The 20,384-nt window shown below is 64.0% G+C and carries 19 protein-coding genes; 10 read left to right on the forward strand and 9 right to left on the reverse strand.

Annotated elements, in window-relative coordinates; all coding sequences use genetic code 11:
- The 3 genes from ehuD to ehuB all read right to left on the reverse strand — a co-directional run bounded on the left by ehuD (window position 1) and on the right by ehuB (window position 2,261).
- Entirely contained in the window at window positions 1–669 is a 669-nt protein-coding gene (ehuD, locus tag FQ775_RS13800) for an ectoine/hydroxyectoine ABC transporter permease subunit EhuD (protein WP_146301295.1), read from the reverse strand.
- On the reverse strand, window positions 666–1,337 hold the full coding sequence (gene ehuC / locus FQ775_RS13805) for an ectoine/hydroxyectoine ABC transporter permease subunit EhuC (protein ID WP_146301296.1): 672 nt from the start codon (window positions 1,335–1,337) through the stop codon (window positions 666–668). The genes ehuD and ehuC overlap by 4 nt, the downstream gene beginning before the upstream one ends.
- Before the next feature lie 78 nt (window positions 1,338–1,415).
- The gene (gene ehuB, locus FQ775_RS13810) at window positions 1,416–2,261 is read right to left on the reverse strand and encodes an ectoine/hydroxyectoine ABC transporter substrate-binding protein EhuB (protein WP_146301297.1); all 846 of its coding nucleotides are present in this window, start codon (window positions 2,259–2,261) and stop codon (window positions 1,416–1,418) included.
- Between the two features lie 192 nt (window positions 2,262–2,453).
- Here ehuB and doeA point away from each other — a divergent pair, with 192 nt between their 5' ends.
- From doeA to FQ775_RS13825, 3 genes are read left to right on the forward strand one after another with little or no spacing between them, the layout of a single operon-like run.
- Entirely contained in the window at window positions 2,454–3,638 is a 1,185-nt protein-coding gene (gene doeA / locus FQ775_RS13815; protein WP_146301298.1) for an ectoine hydrolase DoeA, read from the forward strand.
- Window positions 3,639–3,643: 5 nt separating this feature from the next.
- Window positions 3,644–4,804: an acetylornithine deacetylase gene (gene argE / locus FQ775_RS13820; protein WP_146301299.1), complete on the forward strand. Its 1,161-nt coding sequence runs from the start codon at window positions 3,644–3,646 to the stop codon at window positions 4,802–4,804.
- Window positions 4,801–5,547: a GntR family transcriptional regulator gene (locus tag FQ775_RS13825; protein WP_146301300.1), complete on the forward strand. Its 747-nt coding sequence runs from the start codon at window positions 4,801–4,803 to the stop codon at window positions 5,545–5,547. Before argE ends, FQ775_RS13825 begins: the two co-directional genes overlap by 4 nt.
- Here FQ775_RS13825 and FQ775_RS13830 read toward each other — a convergent pair.
- From FQ775_RS13830 to FQ775_RS13845, 4 genes are read right to left on the reverse strand one after another with little or no spacing between them, the layout of a single operon-like run.
- Entirely contained in the window at window positions 5,544–6,386 is an 843-nt protein-coding gene (locus tag FQ775_RS13830; protein WP_146301301.1) for an ABC transporter permease, read from the reverse strand. The genes FQ775_RS13825 and FQ775_RS13830 overlap by 4 nt on opposite strands.
- Window positions 6,376–7,146 (reverse strand): ABC transporter ATP-binding protein, encoded by a 771-nt coding sequence (locus tag FQ775_RS13835; protein ID WP_146301302.1) that lies wholly within the window; start codon window positions 7,144–7,146, stop codon window positions 6,376–6,378. The genes FQ775_RS13830 and FQ775_RS13835 overlap by 11 nt, the downstream gene beginning before the upstream one ends.
- A gap of 42 nt (window positions 7,147–7,188) precedes the next feature.
- Entirely contained in the window at window positions 7,189–8,208 is a 1,020-nt protein-coding gene (locus FQ775_RS13840) for an ABC transporter substrate-binding protein (RefSeq protein ID WP_146301303.1), read from the reverse strand.
- A 32-nt stretch (window positions 8,209–8,240) separates the two neighbouring features.
- The gene (locus tag FQ775_RS13845; protein ID WP_146301304.1) at window positions 8,241–8,921 is read right to left on the reverse strand and encodes a GntR family transcriptional regulator; all 681 of its coding nucleotides are present in this window, start codon (window positions 8,919–8,921) and stop codon (window positions 8,241–8,243) included.
- A gap of 161 nt (window positions 8,922–9,082) precedes the next feature.
- Here FQ775_RS13845 and FQ775_RS13850 point away from each other — a divergent pair, with 161 nt between their 5' ends.
- The 7 genes from FQ775_RS13850 to FQ775_RS13880 all read left to right on the forward strand — a co-directional run bounded on the left by FQ775_RS13850 (window position 9,083) and on the right by FQ775_RS13880 (window position 18,216).
- Entirely contained in the window at window positions 9,083–10,171 is a 1,089-nt protein-coding gene (locus FQ775_RS13850) for a 2Fe-2S iron-sulfur cluster-binding protein (protein WP_146301305.1), read from the forward strand.
- Entirely contained in the window at window positions 10,168–12,483 is a 2,316-nt protein-coding gene (locus tag FQ775_RS13855; protein ID WP_146301306.1) for a mechanosensitive ion channel family protein, read from the forward strand. The genes FQ775_RS13850 and FQ775_RS13855 overlap by 4 nt, the downstream gene beginning before the upstream one ends.
- Window positions 12,484–12,692: 209 nt before the next feature.
- Window positions 12,693–13,880 (forward strand): glycosyltransferase family protein, encoded by a 1,188-nt coding sequence (locus FQ775_RS13860; RefSeq protein ID WP_167812974.1) that lies wholly within the window; start codon window positions 12,693–12,695, stop codon window positions 13,878–13,880.
- Complete coding sequence (locus FQ775_RS13865; protein WP_146301309.1) at window positions 13,877–15,142, forward strand: glycosyltransferase family 4 protein; 1,266 nt, start codon at window positions 13,877–13,879, stop codon at window positions 15,140–15,142. Before FQ775_RS13860 ends, FQ775_RS13865 begins: the two co-directional genes overlap by 4 nt.
- Window positions 15,142–16,299, forward strand: a complete 1,158-nt coding sequence (locus tag FQ775_RS13870; protein WP_146301310.1) for a glycosyltransferase family protein — start codon at window positions 15,142–15,144, stop codon at window positions 16,297–16,299. The genes FQ775_RS13865 and FQ775_RS13870 overlap by 1 nt, the downstream gene beginning before the upstream one ends.
- Window positions 16,300–16,447: 148 nt before the next feature.
- Complete coding sequence (locus FQ775_RS13875) at window positions 16,448–17,461, forward strand: glycosyltransferase family 4 protein (RefSeq protein ID WP_167812976.1); 1,014 nt, start codon at window positions 16,448–16,450, stop codon at window positions 17,459–17,461.
- A complete protein-coding gene (locus FQ775_RS13880) occupies window positions 17,458–18,216 on the forward strand; it encodes a polysaccharide deacetylase family protein (protein ID WP_146301312.1) in 759 nt (252 codons plus the stop codon). Before FQ775_RS13875 ends, FQ775_RS13880 begins: the two co-directional genes overlap by 4 nt.
- Here the strand turns inward: FQ775_RS13880 and FQ775_RS13885 are convergent.
- A complete protein-coding gene (locus FQ775_RS13885) occupies window positions 18,210–19,385 on the reverse strand; it encodes an ABC transporter permease (RefSeq protein WP_146301313.1) in 1,176 nt (391 codons plus the stop codon). The genes FQ775_RS13880 and FQ775_RS13885 overlap by 7 nt on opposite strands.
- Window positions 19,382–20,380 carry an ABC transporter permease gene (locus tag FQ775_RS13890; RefSeq protein ID WP_146301314.1) on the reverse strand — a complete coding sequence of 333 codons (999 nt, stop codon included), beginning with the start codon at window positions 20,378–20,380 and terminating at the stop codon, window positions 19,382–19,384. Before FQ775_RS13890 ends, FQ775_RS13885 begins: the two co-directional genes overlap by 4 nt.
- Window positions 20,381–20,384: the final 4 nt, after the last annotated feature.

Consider the following 20,384-nt stretch of genomic DNA (forward strand, 5'->3'; position numbering starts at 1 on the left):
CTACTGCAGATGGTAGCGGCGATTGAGCCAAAGGCTGACGCCCTGGACGATCGCCGAGGCAACGAGGCTGAAGAACAGGTAGAGCGCGCCCGCTGTGGTGATCGCCTCGATGTAGCGGTAGTTCTCGGCGCCGAAATTCTTGGCCCGCTGGAGCATTTCCAGGATGGCGATAGCGGCGAGGATCGGCGTGTCCTTGAACATGCCGATGAAGTAGTTGCCGAGGCTCGGCACGATCGGCGGGATCGCCTGCGGCAGGATGATCACCCGCCAGGCGCGCGGCGTCGAAAGGTTGAGCGCCGTGCAGGCCTCCCACTGGCCGCCGTCGACATTCTCGATGCCGGCCCGGTAGCACTCCGAGCAATAGGCGGCATAGTGGATGCCGAGCATGCCGACACCGGCGATCCAGGCAGGAATGACGATGCCAAATTGCGGACCGACGAAATAGACGAAGAATATCTGCAGGAGCAGCGGCGTGGAACGGATGAACTCGATGATCTCGGCCATGACACCGCGCACGAGGCGGTTCGGCGACTGGCGGATCAGTGCGAAGATCAAACCCAACACCAGCGCGATCGCGAAGCCGATGAAGGTTGCCTGAACGGTGACGACGGCGCCCCGGTAAAGATACGGCAGCGCCTCCCAGACATATTCCCAGTCCCAGATGTTCACGCCAGCGCCTCCCGCACGAAGCCGCGCGAGAAGCGGCGCTCAAGCCAGCGCACCAGCGGCGTGATCAGGGCCCGCGCGATGACGTAGTAGCCGAACAGCGCGACCGCGAAGAACAGCAGATAGTTGCCGGTCGCGTCGGCGGCGAGCTTCGCCGCGGTGGTGAGCTCGGTGATGGTGATGAAGAAAATCAGCGACGTGCCCTTGAGCAGCTCAATGAGCAGGTTGCCCCAGGGCGGCAGCATGCCGCGGATCGCCTGCGGCAGGATGATCCGCCGCATCATGGTCAACCGCGGAAAGTTGAGCGCCGTGGAGGCCTCGTACTGGCCGCGCGGCACGCTCTGGATGGCGGCTCGGACGAGTTCAGCCCCGTAGCCGGAGACGTTCATGCCGACACCGATGATAGCGACCGTCCATGGTGACATGGTGAGCCCGAAGATCGGCAGGACGAAGAACCACCAGTAAAGCTGCACCAGCATGGAGGTTCCACGGAAAAACTCGATATAGGCCACCGCAAGCCAGCGCAGCGGCGCCACCGTCGAAACCCGGATCAACCCCACGACGAGGCCAAGCGCGATCGCCACCAAAGAGGCGCCGACCGTGACGAGCAACGTGACGGCCACACCCTTGAACAGCGCAGCAACGCTGAAGCCCAGTGCAAACTCGTTCATGCAGCCGACCCCCGCCTAGCGTCTCCCGGACGAACCGGGAAACGCCTGGTTCAGTTCAGCCCGCAGGCGCGGGGTGGATCAACCTTCGCAGAGCTTTGCGGTCGGCGTGCCGTCGGGCAGGTTGGCCTTTGAGTAGCCGTAGGGCTTGACCGATTCCATCATTTCGTCGGAACCGATGTAGTCCTTGAGAGCCGCATTGAAGGCGTCGACCTCTTCCTGCTGGTTGGGCAGGAAGGCCAGGCCCGGATAGCCGTCGATGACCGGCGGCGTGAACGGGTCGGCGAGCTCGACTGCTTCGTCCTTGTCGGCGAACTCCTTCATGGTGAAGTAGGTGCCGCTGCCGGCCGCGGCGCGCCCTGCCTTGACCGCCTGCAGGATTTCGGCCGGTCCGGCCACCTGCATGATCTTGTCTTCAGCGATGCCCGCGTTCTTGGCGTTCTTGACCGTGTTGTAGCCGGCACCGGTGACGAACATCAGCCCCTTGTCGCGCACGTCGTCGAAGGAATGCAGGCCTTCCGGATTGCCCTTCGGAACCAGAAGCGCGTCGGCAAACGTGCCGAGCGGCTCGGTGAAGAGCGCGTTTCGGCAGCGCTCCGGCAGGATGTACATGCCGCCGGTGATGATATCGAAACGGCCGGCCTGCAGGCCGGGAATCAGGGAACCCCATTCAGTCACGACAGGCTCGATGTTCGTGGTGCCGAGCTTTTTCAGGATGTCGATCGTGATGGCGTTCACAAAGCCGAGCGGCTGGTTGTTGTCGCCCGGGTAGGCCCAGGGAACCTCGTTGGAGAAACCGATGCGGATCGTCTCGCCGGCCTTGATCTTGTCGAGCAGTTCGCCCGCGGACGCCGACCCGGCCCACGAACCGACCGTCAGCGCGGCGACGCCGAGCGCGAGCGCGCCCTTCAGGATTGCACGTCTCATAGCAACACTCCCATTGTGATGTTCACCCGTTTTCATTTGTTGTGTACAACATCACGCTGGCGCGAAGGCTGTCAACGATTTTTTGCAGCTTTCCATCCGCATCATATGCCTGTTTCGGCTTGCGTCCGGATAGTTGTACACATTATCGTTCAGTTCAGCGGCGAACCGTGTGCGCCGCTGCAGGGAGGAAACATGCCGGCTGCCGAACTGCCCTTCTCGAAAGGGGAATATGACCGCCGCCTGACCAAGGTTCGCGACGCGATGGCGCGGGCCGAAATCGACGTGCTTTTCGTCGAAGATCCATCCAACATGGCTTGGCTGACGGGTTATGATGGCTGGTCCTTCTACGTCCATCAGGGTGTCATCGTCTTCCACGATGGCGATCCGGTCTGGTGGGGCCGCACGCAAGATGCCAATGGCGCGGTCCGCACCGTGTGGATGGAGGATCGCGACGTCATCGGCTACGCCGACCGCTACATCCAGTCGACCCGCCATCACCCGATGCAGGACCTGGCCGAAAGGCTGCGCGCGCGCGGATATGCCGACAAACATGTCGGCGTGGAACTGGAGAATTACTATTATTCGGCCAAGGCGCATCTGGTGCTGACGGCGGAACTGCCCGACGCCACCTTCGTCGACGCGACCGCGCTGGTGAACTGGCAACGCGCGGTCAAGTCGGACGAGGAGATCGCCTTCATGCGACGCGCCGCGCGCATCTCCGAAAAGATCGTTGACGGCATCGTCGAGCGTGTCGAACCGGGGCTGGTGAAAAACGAGCTCGTTGCCGAGATCTATGCCGACGCCGTTCGGGGCACCAGCGACGCCTGGGGCGACTATGCGGCTATCGTGCCGCTGCTGCCGAGCGGCGCCGATGCAACCGCGCCTCACCTGACCTGGGACGGGCGTCCTTTCGCCAGAGGCGAGGCGACGTTCTTCGAAATCTCCGGTTGCTACCGCCGGTATCACGCGCCGTTCTGCCGCACGGTCTTCCTCGGCAGGCCGCCGCAGGAGATGCTGGACGCCGAAAAGGCGCTGGTCGAGGGGCTGGAGGCTGGCCTCGAGGCGGCCCGGCCCGGCAACCGCGCCGGCGATGTCGCGCGCGCCCTCTTCGGCTCCCTGGAGCGAGCCGGCATCAAGAAGGAGGGCCGCTGCGGTTACCCGATCGGCCTTTCCTATCCGCCCGACTGGGGCGAGCGCACCATCTCCTTCCGCCACGAGGATGACACCGTGCTGGAGGCCGGCATGACGTTCCATTTCATGCCAGGCCTGTGGATGACCGACTGGGGACTGGAGATCACTGAGAGCATCCTGATCCGCGACGGTGCCGCGGCGGAATGCCTGTGCAACCGACCGCGCAAGCTTTTTGTCAAGGATTGAGCGCCATGACCGACCTCGATCGCACCCGCGCGATCCTCGCCGATCTTGTCAGCTTCCCGAGCGTTTCGTCGGACAGCAATCTCGACCTCATCACCTATGCCGCCGATCTGCTGAGCAGCGTCGGCGCAACGCTTTCGATCATGCGTGACGACAGCGGCAGCAAGGCCAATCTTTTCGCCACCCTCGGGCCAGCCGGCGACGGCGGCATCGTGCTTTCCGGCCACACCGACGTGGTGCCGGTCGAAGGCCAGGAATGGTCGAGCGATCCCTTCGTGCTCGACGAGCGCGACGGCCTGCTCTACGGGCGCGGGACTTGCGACATGAAGGGTTTTATCGCCTGCGCACTCGCCACGGCACCCGCCTTCGCCGAAACCGAACTGGCACGCCCGCTGCATTTTGCCTTCACCTACGACGAGGAGATTGGCTGCTTCGGGGCCAGGGCGCTGATCACCGAACTCGCCAATGCCGGGCTGCGGCCGGCCGTCGCCATCATCGGCGAGCCGACCGAGATGGGCGTCATTGAGGGCCACAAAGGCTGCTACGAATACACAACCGATTTCACCGGCCTCGAAGGCCACGGCTCCGCGCCCGAGCGCGGCGTCAACGCCGTCGAATACGCGACACGTTACATCACCCGTCTTCTCGACCTTGGCGAGCAATTGAAGGAACGGGCGCCCGCGAGCAGCCGCTTCGAGCCGCCATGGACGACGGTGCAGGTCGGGCGCATGACCGGCGGCGCGGCACGCAACATCATCGCCGGCCAGTGCTCGGTCGAGTGGGAAATGCGTCCTATCACCATTGACGACGCCGACTTCGTGAAGAGCGACCTCGACGCCTACGTGTCGACAGTACTGCGCCCGGCCATGCAGGCGGTTTCGCCCGACGCCGACATCGTCACCCACGTCATCGGCGAGGTCCAGGGTCTGCGTGCTGTACCCGAATCGGAAGCGCGCCGCATCGTGTGCGAACTCACCGGCGCCGAAGATGCCGGTGTCGTGCCCTTCGGCACCGAAGCCGGCCTGTTCCAGACCGCCGGCATCTCTTCGGTGATCTGCGGGCCCGGTTCGATCGAGCAGGCGCATAAACCGGACGAATTTGTCGCACTTGATCAGTTACAAGCCTGTATCACCATGCTGGACAAGCTGCGCCTCAAGATGATGCGATGAGTGAACTGGAGTCTATCCTCGAGAGCGATACCGACGAACCCGCCACCGCGCCCGGTGGTTCCCGCGAGCGCATAGAGCGCATCTATGCGGTGCTGCGGAGGCGCATCTCGCTGCTCGAATACCCGCCGGGCGAACGCCTGCGCGAGGAAGCGCTGGCCGAGGAGTTCGACGTCAGCCGCACGCCGATCCGCCGCGTGCTGGCCCGGCTCGAGGACGAGGGGCTCCTGCGCTCGGTGCACGGCGTCGGCACCATCGTCACCGACATCGACATCGACCAGCTTGAGCAGGTGTACCAGCTTCGCGTCGAGCTCGCCGAGCTGATCGGCAAGCTGGCCCCCGTCCGTCCAGACGGACACAAGGTGGCTGCGTTTCGCGCCCTTCTGGCGCGTTGCGACGCCTTGATCGCGAAGCCGGACGCGCGCGAATTTGCCACTATCAACATGGATTTCTTCCACCTTCTGACGTCGCTGACGGCGAACGAGCCGCTGCGCGCGATCAGCGAGCGGCTCTACTACCAGACGACGCGCATCTGGCTGAAGACCGCGTCGCGGCTCGCCAGCTACAAGGAAGTGCTGCACAACGAGATCGTGATCTTTCACCGCGAAGTCGCCGACATCGTCGCCGCGGTTGAACTCGGCGACCTCGAGATCATCGGCCACATCCGCCGGTCGCACATCTCGATGAGCTTCTTGAGACTGCGCGACAGCGCCCACGCGGAGGGCGCGACCGACTCCAAGACTTAGGTGCGCCAGCCAAGCAACACGCGTTCGGCGCGCCCGATCAGCCAACCAATGGTGAGCCCCAACACGGACAGCATCGCAACGCCGGCGATGAGTTGATCCGTCGCGAACAGCGCACCCGCCATCAGGATGTAGGCGCCGATGCCGAACTCGGCGCCGATCATCTCGGCCGCTACGAGGAGCACGATGGCGATCGAGGCCGAGATACGGAAGCCGGACAGGATCGCCGGCAGCGCGCCCGGAACGATGATCTTGCGCACGATCGACAGCCACGACAGCCCGAACGACTGGCCCATGCGGATCAGGTTGCGGTCGACATTGTCGACGCCGCCATAGGTGGCGATCACGGTCGGGAAGAAGGTGCCGAACAGGATCGTCGCCACCTTGGAGCCTTCGCCGATGCCGAACCAGATGATGAAGAGCGGCAGCAGCGCGATCTTGGGGATCGGGAACAGGGCCGAGACCAGTGGCAGCAGGCCGGCGCGGGCGAGCGAAAACAGAGCGATCATCAGCCCGACGGCGATGCCGAGCAGGCTGCCGATCGTCCAGCCGATCAGCAGGCGGTAGAGGCTGGCGCCGAGATGTTTCCACAGCATGCCGGTCTCGACCAGCGCCATAAAGGCCTGGAACGCTTCGGAAGGCGCCGGCAGGGCGATATCGGAGATGATGCCCCAGCGGGAACCGAGCTCCCAGACCAGGATCAGGACGACGAAGACAAGCGGCGACACCACGCCGAGCGGGCGGTGACGGAAGCCGCCACCGCGGAAGGGCACCTGCCGTTCACCACCTTCCGTCGGTCGGACCGTTTCACCGGTCGTGCGCGCCACCCGCTCATCCGACATCGGCGATCTCCATGTCGGCGGCCCTCGCCTCGTCGCGCATGATCGTCCAGATACGCCTTTGCAGCCTGTCAAGTTCGGGCAGCCTGTCGAGCCGCTGGGCAAGCGGAATGTCGATCTCGACGATCTCGCGTATCTCGCCCGGACGCCGCGACAGGACGACGATGCGGTGGCCGAGGCGCACCGCCTCGGCGAGATTGTGAGTCACGTAGCAGGCGGAAAAGCCTTCGCGCGTCCACAGATCGACCAGATCGTCCATCAAGAGCTCGCGGGTCTGGCTGTCGAGCGCCGAAAGCGGTTCGTCCATCAGCATCACCGCCGGCCGCACGCTGAGCGCCCGCGCGATCGCCACGCGCTGCTTCATGCCGCCCGAAAGCTGGCGCGGCCAGGCCTTGCGGAAATCCGTCAGCTTGGTGCGCGCAAGCACGTCGTCTATGACTTCCCGCGCTTTGCCGCCGCGGATGCCATGATCCTCCAGAACCAGGCTGATATTGCCTTCGACGGTGCGCCAGGGCAGCAGCGCGAAATCCTGGAAGACATAGGTCAGCGGGTTGAGTGAACCCGCCGGCGGCTCGCCGGAAAGCAGCACCTTGCCGCTTTCCGGGCGCTCAAGTCCGCCGACGAAACGCAAGAGGGTCGACTTTCCGCAACCCGACGGGCCGATGATGCAGACGATCTCGCCGTCGGCGAGCGAGAAGGAGATGTTCTTCAGCACCTCCGTCTCGCCGTACCGGTGCGAGACGTCATCGAGAATGATCTTCATCCCGTGGCCCGTCTTCGCGCGATGTTCCGGAGATCAACCGGTTCAGAAGGTTTCCACGAAGCTCGTGTCGACGAGGTTTGCCATCGACGCGTCCTCGGGAACCATCTTTTCGGATTTGAACCACTCAAGCTGGTCCTTGATACTGGCAAGGTTCATGCGCGCATTGGGATTGATGCGCATGGCGCCCGCCTTGATGCGCGGCGCCGCCTGGTCGAGCGGCTGATCCTTGTAGACATATTTGTGGATCATCTCGACGATCGCGTCGGTGTCGGCCTCACTCATCGACTTGTCGACCAGCGCCGCATTGTAGTCGTCAACGCCCTTGGAAAAGCCGGCAAGGAACTTCTTCACCAGTTCAGGTTTTTCGGTGGCAATCGCCGTCGAGGTGAAGACGGTCGTGACCTGATAGCTGTCGATGTAGTCGGACACCTTGCCGATCTCCATCACCTCACCGCCCTTGGTCAACGCGCCGGCAATGTTGGGCACGATCGACCAGGCGTCGATCTGACCCGACTTCAGCGCCGCGATCACCGCCGGGACCTTCTGCAGCGGTTTCACACTGATCTCGGAGCGGTCAAAGCCCTCCTTGTCGGCGATCTTGTGCGCCATGTAGTGGAACGACGAACCGGTAGTGGTGATGCCGTAGCTGCGTCCCTTGAGCATGGCCGGCGAGGTGACGCCGGAATCATAGGCCGCCTTAGAAACGAGAATCTTCTGACCCTCGACGTCCGGTGTCTCCTGCAGCGCGCCGCCGATCACCTTGACCACGCCTTTTTCGGCCAGGGCGACCAGGCTGCCCGAGATCGCCGTCACGCCGAAATCAACGTCACCGGAGGCGATCGCCACCGCCATCGGCTGTGCGGCCTGGAACGTCACGAACTCGGTCTCGAGGCCCTGCTCTGTGAAATAGCCCTTCGCCTCGGCGATGATGCTTGGCGAATGCGAGGTGAGTGACAACAGGCCGATGCTGATCTTGTCGGCGGCAACGGCCGTACCGGACGCGGCGACCAACGTGCCGGCTAGGGCGATCGCCCCGAACGTTCTGCGGTTGATCAAATGCATGGTTTTTCCTCCCTTGAAAATAATGACGAGTTCTACGTTCCGGCGCCATGCCCCAACCCGGTCACCGGTTCGAGGATGTAGGTGCGCAGAAGTTCCGCTGCCTCCCGGACCAGCTTCGCCAGCACGGCTTCCACAAGCGCCTCGGCTGTCGCGGCATCACGAGCGAAATCGATGCGCCCCTCGCGCAGCGCGGCGAGACCGAAGCGCCGGCTTTGTCCGAACAGCCGCGCCTGCACCCCGATAAGGCGCGGTGACCCACAAGCCGACACCAGGCTGGCATGGAAAATGCGGCGGGCATCGTCCCAATCGAGCGCAAACCCCTCGGGGTCGGCCACCACGGCCTCTGACGTCCGCAACAGCGCGTGACGTGACGCCACCACCTCGCCTTCCCAGCGCACGTCGCCGCGGTCCATCGACCAACGCAGCCCGAGCGGTTCGATCTCGGCGCGCAGTCTAAGGATGTCCTCCAGGTCGGCCTGCGTTGCCGATGCGACGCGGAATCCCCGTTGCGCGCTGGCCTCGACAAGGCCGTCGGCGGCCAGAAGAGTGAGGGCCTCGCGAAACGAATGCGCACTGCCGCCGTAGCGCTGCCGCAGGTCGTCGATCTTCAGCCTGGTGTCAGGTTCAAGAACGCCAAAGGAGATGTCGCGGCGAACCTGCTCGGCGAGCAGGCGGACCACGGTGGCATTGTCCTCGTCCGAGCGAAAGAACACCGATTTCTCCAAGAGAACGGAAAATCTTCAACATTGTCTCGCGCATGGACGGAGCCGAGTCAATCACCGCCCGGGTCGGGGATAGTGCGCGCCCATAAAGTCTTGCTAATATCGCCGCTACTGCTGGCGCGCACCCGCGCCCGAGGCCAGGCGGAGGGGTCATGGAAAAGCGGATCAGGATCATCTCGGGACTGGTCCTGTTCGCTTTCGTCACGATGCACCTGATCAACGTCGCGCTCGGCCTTCACTCGGTCGAGATGATGGATCGGGCGCGTCCGTTGCTCATGGGCGCCTGGACCAATCTGGCCGGAACCCTCCTACTCACCTTGTCCCTCGGCGCCCATTTCGCTCTCGGGATGCTGGCAATCTATCGCCGCACCACGCTTCGCCTGTCACCGACGGATACGGTCCAGGTGATCGCCAGCCTGGCGATCGTTCCGTTACTCGCTCCCCATGTCGTCGGCACCGCCATCGCGGCCCGCTACGGCGTGGTACCGAGCTTTGCCAGCCTGATCCCCTATTTCTGGATCGACCAGCCGCTCGAAGGGCTGCGGCAGGTGGTCCTGCTCGCGGTCCTCTGGATCCATGGCTGCATTGGTGTCTACACTTGGGCACGTATCCAGCTCTGGTGGGCAAGGGCGGGAGCGTTCCTCTATCCTTTCGCGGTGGCGATCCCCGTGCTCGGACTGCTCGGCTTCGTCGAGGCCGGCAATCAGGTCATCGCCGAAGGCCGGCCGGCGCTGCCGCCGATGCAGTTGGCGCTGCCCTTCGAAGAAATCCTGGCGATCCTGAAGTCGATCAACTGGACCGTTTTCTATGTCTATGTCGGGTTGGTCGTGCTCGTCCTCGTCGCGCGGCAGTTGCGCCTGGCCAGCAATGACGGGCTCGTCCGCGTCTCCTTCGACGGCGGCATGGCAGCGGCGGGAACCCAAGGCATGACGCTGCTCGACATCGCCCGCCTCAACGACGTGCCGATGGCCAATCTGTGCCGCGGACGCGGACGCTGCGGCACTTGCCGGGTGGAAATCGCGAATGGAGGCATGCTGCCACTGATGGAGGCGGAGGAAGAAAAGACGCTGGCACGGGTCGGCGCCCCAGCCGGAACCCGCCTTTCTTGCCAGTTGGCGCCGCCGGCTGGTGAATTCAAGGTCAGGCGGCTCGTTCCACCTTTCCTGCGGGCGCGCGACCTGCACAGGTTCGACGAGGCGCACCGACTTTCCGAACATGGCGCGGCCGAGGCCGCGGAATGACCATGGTCGGGCGCCTGATTTCGGCCTTGCTGCTCGCGGCCATGCTGTGCAGCGCGGCAGCTGCGCAGCCCCTTCCGCTCCCGTCAGGCAGCGAGGAAGCACCGGCCGCGACGGAACCGTCGCCCAACGACGTCCAGGAATTGCTGCGCATCCTCGGCGACCCGCGCGTGGTCGAATGGCTCAAACAGCAGCTTGCCGACTCACCGCCAGCAGCCGAAGAGGAAGGCCTTTCCCTGCGCACCGAGATCAGCGACCGCCTGGCCGCTGCCCGCTCGCGCATGGCCGAGCTTGCCGCGGCCTGGTCGAACTTTCCGTTCGTGCCGCAGGTGCTGGCGCAAGCCTGGCGGAGCGAACTTTCGCAGGATCAGGCATTGCGCAGCCTGATCTACGTCATTGTGTTCCTGTTCGTCGGCGGCGGGTTCGAATGGCTGTTCTGGCAATATTTCCACCCCGTCATGATGCGTATCGAGCATGTCCGGCCCGCCTCCTTGTGGCGGCGCGTCGCCGGCGCCGCCAGCCGGCTGCTGCTTCAGGCGAGTGCGCTTGCGCTGTTCGCGCTCGGGAGCATCGGGACATTCCTCGGTTTCGACTGGCCGCCTTTCCTCGAGCGGCTCGTCGTCAACCTGCTGCTCGCCGTCATCGGCATCCGTGCGCTCGCCATGCTGTCGCGCTTCATCATCGCGCCGCGCAACGAACATCTGCGGTTGGTGCCGCTCACCAACGCCATGGCAAGGCTCGTCCATCGCTGGCATGTCATCGTCGCCGCCTTGCTAGTGCTAGCTCTGGTCGCCTCCGACACGCTCGACACCCTGGCCTTCGGCCCGGCAGGCTCGCCGCAGGCAGTCAACGCCGCCCTTGCTGTCGCGGTCGGTCTCGGGGCACTGACGGTTGCTGCACTCGTCGCAATGGTCTGGTCGCTCTCGCGTGCAATGCGCCAGCAAGCCCCCACGCGGATTGGACACCGTTTCGAACCGATCAATTTCCGGGTGCTGCCTGTCGTGCTGTCGGTCGTGATCGTGATCGCCTACCTGCTGTGGTTGTTCGGCGCGACAGAGCTAATGTGGACTGTGCTGGTGGCTGGCGCCTTCTTTCCGGTTCTGCGGGTCAGTTATGCCATGATCGATCACTTCTTCGATCGGGCCGAGGAAAGCAGGGCCGTCGACCGCGAAGGCGAACCCGTGGTCGAAATCGCGAAGGTGGCGGCCATCCAGAGCGAAGCGCCCCTACCCGAAGGCCAGAGCAACGCGATCGAAGAATCCGACACCGAGCGCTATGCGACCTATCGGCCGGTCGCCCGCCGCGTCGGGCGGTTCGTGCTCGCCGCTCTGGCCCTCGCCTTCATCGCCGCCGCCTGGGGCGCCAACATCGCCACGCTGTCGGAATCGCCGAGCGTGGCGGGCCGGCTGGTGCGGGTGGCGGTCGACATCATCGCGGCCGTTCTGATCGCCGATCTCGTCTGGGGCTGGGCGAAGGGTGCGATCGACCGCCGGATGGCGAACTACGTCGCCCCGCCCCCCGGCGAACCGCCCGGGCCGGAGGCGCGCATGGCGACCCTGCTGCCGTTGATGCGCAACATCCTTCTGGTGGCGATTATCACCCTGGTCGGATTGACCATCCTGTCCTCGTTCGGAGTCAATATCGCACCGCTGATCGCCGGCGCCGGCATCCTCGGCGTCGCGATCGGCTTCGGCGCCCAGTCGCTGGTGCGCGACATCGTCTCGGGCATCTTCTTCCTCGTCGACGACGCCTTCCGGGTCGGTGAATATATCGAGATCGGCGACCTCCGTGGAACGGTGGAATCGATGTCGTTGCGCTCGATGCGCGTCCGCCACCATCGCGGCGCAGTTCACACAATCCCCTTCGGCGAGCTCAAGTCCTTGACCAACTATAGCCGCGACTGGGTGATCATGAAGCTTGAGTTCCGCGTGCCGTTCGAAACCGATCTGAAGCTCGTCAAGAAGCTGGTCAAGCAGGTCGGTGCCGAACTGCAGGCCGACCCCAACTATGGCAGCTACATCCTGGAGCCTCTGAAATCGCAGGGCGTGCGCCGCATGGAGGAGTTCAACATGGTGGTCGGCGTCAAGTTCATGGCCAAGCCGGGCGCCCAATGGGTGATCCGGCGCGATGCCTACCAGAAATTGCGCGATACGTTCGACAAGAACGGCATCAGCTTCGCCCAGCGCAACGTCAAGGTGGAGGTGCTGTCCGACCGCCCGCTGACGCCGGACGAGGAAAAGGCGGTCACGGGGGCCGCACAAGCCGCCGTCGAAGGCCAAAACGTGCGGCCGCCTGCGCTGCCGGACGAACCATGACGATCAACCCTTTCAATCTCGATACACCGGCCCCATATCCGGTTCGACCGGGCCTGCCGAGGAAGAGCGAAACGCCGTGACCGCGTATCCCCCGCCCTACCGGGCCTCTTCATTGCGCTCCCTCGTGATATCGCCTATCACCACACGATATCGTACCCGCCGGACATGTCAGGGCGTGCATGGACCCGTTCGCTAGTTTCAAAGTGCTCATGTACAGTCATGACACCTTCGGCCTGGGTCATTTGCGGCGCAGCAGGACGATCGCGCATGCCCTGGTGACACATTTTCCGGGTGTTGAGGTGTCGATCATCTCCGGCTCACCCGTCGTGTCGGCCTATCCCTTCGAAGACCGCGTTGAATACGTGCAGATTCCGGCCGCGAGAAAGCTTTCCGACGGCAGTTACGTCTCGGCCAACGGTATTGGCACGCTTGACGACACCATCGCCGAGCGCGAAGCGCTGATCAGCGAGGCCGCTGACCGCATCGACCCGCAATTCGTCATCGTCGACAAGGAGCCGCTCGGGCTGGCACGCGAAATGCTGGCCACCCTGACGAGTCTCAAGGAACGCGGCGCGACCACCGTGCTAGGCCTGCGCGACGTGCTCGACGCGCCGGAACTGCTGCGCGAGGAATGGAACCGCAAGCACATTCTCGACCACCTCGAGGATCTTTACGACGAGATCTGGATCTACGGCCCAGGCTCCTTCTACAATCCGCTCGCCGGCATCGATCTCTCGGAATCCCTGTTGTCGCGCACCCGCTACACCGGGTTCCTGCCGCGCGCCGTCACCGACCGTGACCACGGCACCGACTATGGCAGCGGCTACGTTCTCATAACCGCCGGAGGCGGCGGCGATGGCTACGACCTCATGTCGGCGGCTCTGGCCGCCGTGAAGCTTGGCCAGACCAACGACCTGGATTTCCTGTTCGTGCTCGGTCCTTTCATGACCGAAAGCCAGCGTTTCGAGATGCTGGCGCGGGCGTCGGGGGTCGAGAACGTGCGTATCGTCGAATTCGACGCCAATCTCGAGGCGATCGTCGCCAACGCGCGCGCAGTGATCGGCATGTGCGGCTACAACACGTTCTGCGAGGCGATGTCCTTCGACAAGCAGGTGCTTTTCGTCCCGCGTACGGCGCCGCGTCGCGAACAAACCATCCGTGCCCATCGCGCCGAGGAGTTCGGCTGGGTTGACGTCCTCGATATCGAATACGCCAAGAACCCGCACACGTTCCTCGCATCGCTCAAGCAACTCCTGCGCCGACCGTTGCCCTCCGAGGCCGTGGCGCGCCCCGACCTTGACGGCCTCAGCCGCATCTGTGCTCTCACCGAGATCCTGCTTGACCATCGGCAGGAAACGCTGGCTTCTGGAGAGAAGCTCAGGGCAGCCGGCAGATGAGTTCCCACATCGCCGTCGTTCTGAAGTGCTACCCGCGCTTGTCGGAGACCTTTGTCGCGCAGGAGATCCTCGAACTCCAGCGCGCGGGGTTTCAACTGACCCTGGTGTCGCTGCGCCATCCGACCGACAAGCGGACGCACCCCATCAATGACGAGATCGTTGCGCCGGTGACCTACCTGCCCGAGTACCTGCACCATGAGCCACGCCGCGTTTTCGCTGCCTGGCGTGCGGTCCGGCGGCTGCCCGGATACCGCGCGGCATTTCGCAGCTTTCTGCGCGACCTTGCCCGCGACGCCACGCGCAACCGGGTCCGTCGGTTTGGGCAGGCGCTAGTATTCGCCGCCGAATTTCCGGCCGGCGCAAAGTGGATATACAGCCATTTCATCCACACCCCCTCCTCCGTCGCCCGCTATGCCGCCGAGATACGCGAGATGCGGTGGAGTGCGTCGGCGCATGCCAAGGACATCTGGACCTCGCCGGACTGGGAACTGCGCGAAAAGCTTGCCGCCGCCGATTGGGCCGTGACCTGTACGGCTGGCGGTAGCCGCCATCTCAAGCAACTCGCCGACGATGCCGGCAAGGTGAGCCTGGTCTATCACGGCATCGACCTGTCGCGCTTTGGTCGACCCACGGCGGTTTCGTATGACCGCAATGGCGGTGCGCCCGAGAATCCCGTGCGCATCCTGTCGGTCGGCCGCGCGGTGAAGAAGAAGGGCCTCGACACACTGGCACACGCACTTGCACGGCTACCCGAAGACATCCACTGGCGCTGGACCCACATCGGTGGTGGCGAACTGGCAGACGAGCTCAAATCGCTCGTCGACCGTCTGGGTATCGCCGACCGCGTCGAGATGCACGCCTCGCGCCCACAGTCGGAAGTGCTCGCCGAGTATCGGCAGGCGGACCTCTTCGTGTTGCCTTGCCGCATCGCGCCCAACGGCGATCGTGACGGCCTGCCCAACGTACTGGTGGAAGCGCAGAGCCAGGGAGTGACCTGCATCTCCACGCCTATCTCCGGCATTCCCGAACTGATCGAGGACGGGCGGACCGGCCTGCTCGTGCCGCCGGATGATATCACGGCATTACGCTCGGCCATGGAAGGAGTGATACGCGACCCCTCGCTGCGCGAAAAGTTGGGCAGAGCCGGTCAGGACCGGGTCTTTCAAGCTTTCGACCACCGGGCCTCGATAGGACAACTGATCGGCAGGTTCGAGGCCTCCGGACTGACGTCGAGCGTCGCCCAAGAGAAGCTCGCCTCCTGATGCGCAGGGTCCTGTTCTACGTCCAGCACCTGATGGGTGTCGGGCATGTCTTTCGCGCCGCGCGCATCATCCGGGCACTTGTGGCCGCAGGTTTTGAAGTTGACTTCGCCTTCGGCGGTATCCCGATCCCCAACTACGATGGCGGGGGGGCACGCATTCATTATCTGCCGCCGGTCAGAGCCGGCGAGGAGGTTTTCAACAGGCTTGAACTGCCAGATGGCACGCTTGTCGATGATGCGTGGAAGGACCAGCGTCGTGACATGCTGCTGGAGATCTTCGAGCGCGTCAGCCCCGACATCATCATCACCGAGGCGTTCCCGTTCGGCCGCCGCCAGATGCGCTTCGAACTGCTGCCGCTGATGGAGGCTGCCAGAAATCGCACCCCGCGTCCGCTTATCGTCGGCTCGGTGCGCGACATCATCCAGCGCAACACCACCAAGCCGGAGCGCGACCGCGAGGTCGTCGAACTGATCCAGCGCTATTTCGACCGCATTCTCATCCATGGCGATCCGGCCCTCACCAGGCTTGAAGATACCTTCCCTCATGCAACCGACATCGCCGACCGGATCGCCTATACCGGCATCGTGGCGCCGCCGGTGCCAGCGGAAATCGCCGAGCGAAGCGGGGTCGTAGTGTCGGTCGGAGGCGGTGCGCTCGGCTATCGGTTGCTCAAGGCGGCTGTCGCGTCCAAGCCGTTGTCGACCCTTCGGGATGAGCGCTGGACCGTCATCACCGGTTTGCGCTCGACCGCCGAGCAGCGCCAGGAATTGAGCGAGAGCGCCTCCGGCGATCTGCGTTTCCTCACCTTTGTGGACGATCTCCCCGCCCTGCTAGCCGGAACGCGGCTTTCGATATCGCGGGCCGGCTATAACACCGCCGCCGACATCTATGTTTCCGGTTGCCGGGCGGTCGTCTCCCCGCTTTCGGACGGCACCGAGACGGAGCAGATCGAGCGCACCGAACTGATGGCGCGCCACCAACTGGCCGAGGTCATCCCGCCGGGGAGCGAGACGCCGGAAGCCTACGCTGCGGCCATCGATCGCGCCCTGAAGGGGCCGGCTCCAGATCGCAGCCGCCTCCGCCTTGACGGCGCCGCAGAGACCGCGCGCCTGTTGCGTCTGCTCGCCGACGGCCACGTGAGGACCGCAAGCGCTTGACGGCCCGCGAACGCCCCCTCTAACGTCCGCCATGCCGCCCCGGATCGCATTCTACGCGCCTTTGAAGCCGCCAAGCCATCCAATCCCCTCTGGAGACCGGGAGATAGCGCGCAATCTGATCAAGGCCCTGCGCCTTTGTGGCCACGAAGTGGCGGTTGCGACAGAGGCAATTTCGTACCAGAAGCGCCCTTCGCGCGAACTTTTCGAGGCACGTCGCGACACCTGCACCGCCGAGCGCGAACGGCTGCTGGCTGAGTGGCGCGCAGCCCCGGAAACCGCACCCGACCTGTGGTTCACCTATCATCCCTACTGCAAGTCGCCGGACTGGATCGGACCGGCCGTCTCGAAAGCGCTGGCCATACCCTATGTGACCGCGGAGGCATGTCGAACGCGCCAGGCGACCGACGCCGACTGGCATGACGCACGTTCCAGCGTGCAAAAGGCCGTCACCAGCGCCGACGTCAATTTCTGTCTCAAGAAGTCGGACCATGAATATCTGGCAACCTTTCTGCCGGATATGTCGAGTGTGGTTCCGCTCAAGCCGTTCATCGACGATCAGGCCGGCGGTGCGGCCGCCGCCCTGCCCTTCGCCAATGGCGAGCCGGTTCTGGTTGCGGTCGGCATGATGCGGCCCGGCGCCAAGATGCACTCCTACGCGGCGCTCGCGGACACGCTCCGCGAACTGCCCGGCCGGTGGAACCTTGTCCTGATTGGCGACGGCCCTGGCCGGTCGGAGATCGAGACGCTGTTTGCCTTCCTCGCGCCGGACCGCCTGCATCTGGCCGGTGCGGTTCCTCACGACGAGGTCCGCGCCTGGCTGGAGGCAGGCGACATTTTCGTCTGGCCGGGTATCGGCGAAGCGATCGGCATGGCGTTCCTGGAGGCGCAGGCCGCCGGGCTCCCGGTGACCGCATTCGCCACGGCAGGCGTTCCGGAAGTGGTTGGCAACCGGGCGGCACTGCTGGCTCCGTCTGGCGATACAGGCGCGCTGCGCGACCACATTGAAACATTGGTTGCCGACGCTGCGCTTCGTCAGCGCATGGGGGTCGCCGCCCGCGCGCATGTGGCGGCGAACCATTCGATCCGTGCCGCCGCCGAAACGATCAGGCACTCGCTCGATCCGCTGCTTGCTGCTGCCCGCAACCGTGTCTCGTCGGCATGAACGACTTCGCGGAACTCGACACCGAACTGAAGCGCTGGAGCGCTGACGGGATCACGCCGCGTTTCTTCCTGCGCGACGACGACGCCATCGAACCCGGTCCAGCGCTCGACCGGCTCTTGAACTTGACCCGCCGCTTTGACGTGCCGCTTCTGCTTGCCGTCATTCCGGCGCTGGCGACGTCGGCGCTGGCCGAGAGATTGGTCGGCGAGCCGCTGGTGACACCCTGCACCCATGGCTACGCGCATCGTCGTCATACGCCGGTTTCCGAGAAGGCGGTGGAGTTGGGCGGCGGGCGGCCTGTTGAAGATATTTTGGCCGAACTCAGCCTGGCCCACAGGCGAATGCATGCCCTGTTTGGCGACCGTCTCTCCGGCATTCTGGTGCCGCCATGGAACCGGATCGCGCCGGAAGTCGCCGCCCGCATTCACGAGCTGGGTTTCACCGGCCTCTCCGTCCACGCCTGGAAACCGGCGGGAAGCCAACTGCCGGAGATCAACACCCAGATCGACATCGTCGACTGGCACGACGGACGCCGCGGCAGGAGCCTCATCTGGGCAGCAGAAGAGACGGCGAGAAGGTTGCGTCGGGCCCGCGAACGCGGCGGCGCACCTCTAGGCATCCTTTCGCACCACCTTGTCCATGACGAGCAGGCCTGGGTCACGCTCGAGGGCCTGATCTCTCACCTCCGGACGAAGCATGCTCTGGCTTTTCGCCGTGCCGACGACCTCGTTCGAGACGCAGCCGCGGCTCAGTGATAAGGATCGGCCGCGTCGCGCAGCCCGTCACCCAGGAAATTGAACGCAAGGATGACCAGGATCACCGGGACGACCGGCAGGATCAGCCACGGGTAAAGCGCAACGACGTTGATGTTTTGCGCCTCGTTCAAGAGCACTCCCCAACTGGTTACGGGCGGCCTCAGGCCAAGCCCGAGAAAGCTGAGCGCGGTCTCTCCGAGGATCATGGTCGGAATGGTGATCGTGGCGGACGCGATCAGATGACTCATGAAGCCCGGGATCAGGTGGCGGAAGATGACCCGCGGCGGACTGGCACCCATCAGCTCGGCCGCCATCACATATTCCTCCTCGCGCAAGGACAGCAGCTTGGAGCGCACGGCGCGCGCAAGGCCGGTCCAGTCGATGAGGCCGAGAATGATGGTGATGCCGAAATAGACCAGGATCGGGCTCCACGTGACAGGCATGATGGCAGCCAGCGCCAGCCACAGCGGAATACTCGGCAGGCTCTGCAGAACCTCTATAATGCGCTGAACGATGTGGTCCACCCAGCCGCCATAGTAGCCGGCCATGCCGCCTATGGTGATCCCGAGGATGAAGCTGACCGTGATGCCGATCAGGCCGATGGTGAGTGAGATGCGCGTCCCGTAAATCATCCGCGACAGGACGTCCCGGCCGAGACGATCGGTTCCAAGTAAGTAGGCATTGCCGCCTTCCGCCGGACAGAACAGGTGCACGTCCGATTCGAACAAGCCCCAGAATTCGTAGCTGTCACCCCGGCAGAAAAAGCGCAGCTTGTGAATGACATTTGGGTCGACGGCATATTCGCGCTTCAGCGTCTCCATGTTGAGTTCAAGCTTCGTCCCGTAGACGAAGGGTCCGACGAACGATCCCTCATGGAAAAGATGCACGCTTTGCGGAGGCATGTAGATCGCCTTCACATTGCGGTTTTCGAGATTGTAGGGGGCCAGGAACTCGCAGATCAGGATCGAGGCGTAGAGCACGAGCAGGAAGACACCGGAGATCACCGCCGCCTTGTGCCGTCGGAATTTCCACCACATCAGCCGCAGTTGCGAGGCCAGATAGATGCGCTCCTGCTCCGGCGTCAGTTTCTCCGTGATGCTTGGATCGAACGGGGTCGCCGAAACGAAGTGGCCGAGCGGCTCGCCATCGGCCGGAAGCGAGCTCTTCATCGCTTGCGGCCCTCCTGAAGCCTGATGCGCGGGTCGAGTATGGCGAGCGCAATGTCGGAGATTAAGACCCCGATCACCGTCAGCGTTGCAAGGAACATCAGGAACGAGCCGGCGAGATACATGTCCTGGCTCTGCAGCGCGCGGATCAGAAGCGGTCCGGTCGTTTCGAGCGACAGCACAATCGCCACCACCTCGGCACCGGAGATCACGGCGGGAAGGATGCTGCCGATGTCGGCGATGAAGAAATTAAGCGACATCCGGAGCGGGTATTTCAGCAGCGCCCGCATCGGCGGCACGCCTTTGGCCCGCGCGGTCACCACATACTGCTTCTGCAACTCGTCGAGCAGATTGGCGCGCAGGCGGCGGATCATGCCCGCCGTGCCTGCCGTACCGATGACGATCACCGGGATCACCATATGCTCGGCGATCGACTTGAACTTCGCCCAACTCATCGGCTGATCGATGAACTCTGCATCCATGAGGTGCCCGATCGAAGTGCCGAACCAGACATTGGCCAGGTAGAGCAGGATCAGGGCGAGCAGGAAGTTCGGCGTTGCAAGGCCGAGCAGGCCAAGAAAGGTGAGCCCGTAGTCACCCCAGGAATATTGGTGGGTCGCCGAGTAGATGCCGATCGGGAAGGCGATCAGCCACGTGAAGATGATGGTCACCATCGATACGACGATGGTGAGGTAGAGCCGGTCCCCTACCACATCGCTGACCGGCAGCTCGTATTCGAACGAATAGCCGTAGTCGCCCTGCAGCATGCCGGCGACCCAAGTGACGTAGCGTTCCAACAGCGGCTTGTCGAAGCCATACTGTTCCTTCAGATATTCGATCTTCTTGGGATCGACCGTCTCGCCCTGGGCCTGCAATTCGGCGACATAGGTTTCGAAATAGTCGCCGGGCGGCAACTCGATGATGAGAAAAACCAGCGCGCTGATGAGCAGCAGCGTCGGTATCGCAGCCAGCAGTCTGTAGACGATGTAACGAAGCAAACGG

Source organism: Nitratireductor mangrovi, assembly GCF_007922615.2.
GTDB classification, from domain to species: Bacteria; Pseudomonadota; Alphaproteobacteria; order Rhizobiales; family Rhizobiaceae; genus Mangrovimarina; species Mangrovimarina mangrovi.